This is a genomic window from bacterium, from assembly GCA_021372775.1.
Classification (GTDB): Bacteria; Acidobacteriota; Polarisedimenticolia; order J045; family J045; genus JAJFTU01.
The window spans coordinates 1-3151 of the sequence record JAJFTU010000047.1; the positions used below are offsets into that span (position 1 = coordinate 1).

4 protein-coding genes and 1 riboswitch are annotated in these 3151 nt (G+C 70.1%); of the genes, 3 read left to right on the top strand and 1 reads right to left on the bottom strand.

The window, feature by feature from the left end:
- The coding region (locus LLG88_01870) for a TonB-dependent receptor (GenBank protein MCE5245654.1) at window positions 1-1336 on the bottom strand (1336 nt) is incomplete at its 3' end.
- Between the two features lie 59 nt (window positions 1337-1395).
- A riboswitch (cobalamin riboswitch) is annotated at window positions 1396-1535 on the bottom strand.
- Window positions 1536-1997: 462 nt separating this feature from the next.
- Between LLG88_01870 and rpsL the strand changes: the two genes are divergently transcribed.
- From rpsL to LLG88_01885, 3 genes are all read left to right on the top strand, one after another.
- Entirely contained in the window at window positions 1998-2372 is a 375-nt protein-coding gene (gene rpsL, locus LLG88_01875; GenBank protein ID MCE5245655.1) for a 30S ribosomal protein S12, read from the top strand.
- A 59-nt stretch (window positions 2373-2431) separates the two neighbouring features.
- On the top strand, window positions 2432-2902 hold the full coding sequence (rpsG, locus tag LLG88_01880) for a 30S ribosomal protein S7 (protein ID MCE5245656.1): 471 nt from the start codon (window positions 2432-2434) through the stop codon (window positions 2900-2902).
- 75 nt (window positions 2903-2977) lie between these two features.
- Window positions 2978-3151, top strand: a 174-nt coding sequence (locus LLG88_01885; GenBank protein MCE5245657.1) for a GTP-binding protein, incomplete at its 3' end; no start/stop codon positions are given.

The window sequence follows — 3151 nt, forward strand, 5'->3', positions numbered from 1 at the left end:
AGTAGAGGTCGTTGAACGTCGGCGCCTTGAAGCCGGTGCCGTAGCTCGCGCGCAGCCGCGTCTTGCCGTCGGCGAACTTGTAGGCCGCCGTGGCGCGGCCGGTCGTCTTGCCGCCGAAGACCGAGTGGTCGTCGCGCCGCAACGCCCCGGTGAGGAACACCCGGCCGTTCCACGACCATTGGTTCTGCACGAAGACGGACGCGATCCGCGCCGTCTGGTCGAAGTTGCCTTGGCTGTCCCCGCTGCGCCGCTCCCAGGACAGGCCCGCGGACAGCGTGTCGCTCTTGGCCAGCTTGAAGTCGCTCTGGGCGAGGACGCTGACGTTGCGCCCCTTGATGTCGTAGACGTTGTAGACGTTGTCCGGATCCTCGCCGACCAGCTTCTCGTCGCTGATCCCGGCGCGCAGCGTCTGGGTCAACCACTCCGTCGGCGCGAACGTCGCGCCGAGCGAGCCGATCGTCCGCGTGCGGGTCTGCTCGTAGTTCGGGGCGGGGATCGGGCCGGCCATGAAGTCGTAGCCGTCGGGATGAGACGTGGCGTGGACGCGGTGGAACGTGGCCTCGATCCGCCCGTCGTTCAGCTTCCAGCCGAACAGGGCGCTGGCCGAGTCGCTCTCGTAGGGGAACTTCTTCTCGTCGCCGGCCGCGGCCGCGGCGAGGGAATAGCCGGGCTGCCGTTCGTGCGCGGCCGAGACGTGGTAGTCGAACCGCCCCTCGCCGCCGTCGGCGCCGGCCGCCGCGCGCCACGACCCGGCCGTGCCCCCCTCGAGGGAGACGTCGCCGCGGGCCCCGGGGGCGCCGCGCCGGGTCACGATGTTGATCACGCCGCCGATCGCCTCGCTGCCGTAGAGCGAGCTCTGCGGCCCGCGCAGGATCTCGATCCGCTCGATCTGCTCGGCGCGCAGGTCGGCGAAGTCCACCTCGCCCGAGGCGGGGCTGTTGATCCGCACGCCGTCCACCAGGACGAGCGTGTGGGCCGAATTGGCCCCGCGGAGGAACACCGTCGCCGTTCGCCCCGCGCCGCCGCTCTGGACGACGTCCACGCCGGGGAGCGCGCGCAGGAGCTCGAACGTCGAGGTCTTGCCGGAGGCGGCGATCGTCGCCGCGTCCACGACGGTGACCGAGCTGCCGACCTGGTCGGCGGGGGTCGCGGTCAGGTTGGCCGAGACGACGACCTGCTCGGTCAAGTCGGTCGGCAGGATCGCCGCGGCGTCGGGCGAGGCGGAACTCTGCGGCGCCGCCTGCGGCGCGGCGAGCGTCGGCGCGGCGGCGAGCAGGACGGAGGACGCGAGGACTACGACGTGCGGAAGACGGGCGGTCAGGCGCCCAGAAGGCATGGCCGGTCTCCTTTCCCCCCCGCGGGGGCAAGAGAAGAAGAGGACTGCGTGGCCCGGCCAGGTCTCCTGGCTGACGTTCATCCTACTCGCCGCGCCTTCCCGCCTTCCGGCAGTGGCCGGCGCCGAACCATCGGCGCCTTGGCGGCTTTCGTCCCGTTCACAGTCGCGGGGCGGCGGGAGATTCACACTCCCTTCCCTTGGACCGGGCATTTGTGGCGTCCGCGGGCGAATTCCCGCGAACGGGCGCATTCTACGCTCGTCGCGCGACGCCGCCATCGATCGGGGGCGGGAACGGCGGCCTTGGGCCGCGCCTCCCGCGAAACTATTTCGCCCCAATCCTTGACAGCACCTAGGTCGTTCCCTAGAATCCCGCGATTGTGCGCCCCCGACCGGCCTCAAGGCCGCGACGGGAGCCTTCTCGACAGACGAACGGCCGCGCCCGTCCAGCATGGATCCGGCGCGGTACGCGTCGGGCAGGATCGCCCGGCCAGCAACCAAGCTCGATGCGGGGTTCCGCCTGCGCCCCGCGGGAGCGGTTGCACCAACGGCCGCCGGGCGGCACGCGCCGCGATTGCGGCGCCCGCGCAACCAGCAGGTCAGGATTCGGGTCAACCCGATCCCCGGCGGCGTGCGCGCTCGTCGGGCAACGGAGAGGCGAGCAGTGCCGACGATCAGTCAATTGATCCGCGTTGGACGGGCGGAGATTCGCTCCAAGACGGCGAGTCCGGCCCTCCAGGCCTGCCCCCAGCGGCGGGGCGTGTGCACGCGCGTCTACACGACGACGCCCAAGAAGCCGAACTCGGCGCTGCGCAAGGTCGCGCGCGTTCGGCTGACGAACGGCATCGAGGTGACCGCGTACATCCCCGGCGTCGGCCACAACCTGCAGGAGCACTCGATCGTGCTCATCCGCGGCGGCCGCGTGAAGGACCTTCCGGGCGTGCGCTACCACATCGTGCGCGGCACGCTGGATGCCTCCGGGGTCGACGGGCGCCGCCAAGGGCGCTCGAAGTACGGCGCCAAGCGCCCGAAGTCGTAGGAAAAATTGATCGAGGCCGGCGAGCGCCGGCCCGCCCAAGCCCCTTGGGGGAAGTGAAGATGCCGAGACGCCGCGAAGTTCCCGAAAGGCCCTGCCCGCCGGATCCGATCTACGGATCCCCGCTGGCGACGAAGTTCATCAACGCCATCATGCGCGACGGCAAGCGCGGCGTGGCGGTGGCGATCTTCTACTCCGCGATGGAGAAGATCCAAGAGAAGACGCAGGACGATCCTCTCAAGGTCTTCAAGCGCGCGGTCGAGAACGTCAAGCCGGTGATGGAAGTCAAGTCGCGCCGCGTCGGCGGCTCGAACTACCAGGTCCCGGTCGAGGTCGCGCCGAAGCGCCGCCTGAGCTTGGCCATGCGTTGGCTGCTCGGCTACGCCGCCGACCGTCCCGAGCGGACCATGGTGGACAAGCTGGCCGGCGAACTGATGGACGCCTCCGCGGGCCGCGGCGGGGCCATCAAGAAGAAGGAAGACGTTCACCGCATGGCCGAGGCCAACAAGGCCTTCGCCCACTACCGCTGGTGAGCCGAACCGCGCTGCATTCGGTCAACGAAGCCCGGCGCCCCTGAGGCGCACCGCCCCGAGCGGAGGCAGGACGATATGGCGAAGGAAAAGTTCGAGCGCACGAAGCCGCACGTGAACGTGGGGACGATCGGCCACGTGGACCACGGCAAGACGACGCTGACGGCGGCGATCACGATGACGCTGGCGAAGCGGAACCCGAAGATCCAGGTCCGCTCGTTCGACTCGATCGACAACGCGCCGGAAGAGAAG

Bases quoted from the DNA above. Each gene is read 5' to 3' on its own strand.
- rpsG (MCE5245656.1), top strand. From the start codon at position 2,432: ATGCCGAGACGCCGCGAAGTTCCCGAAAGGCCCTGCCCGCCGGATCCG.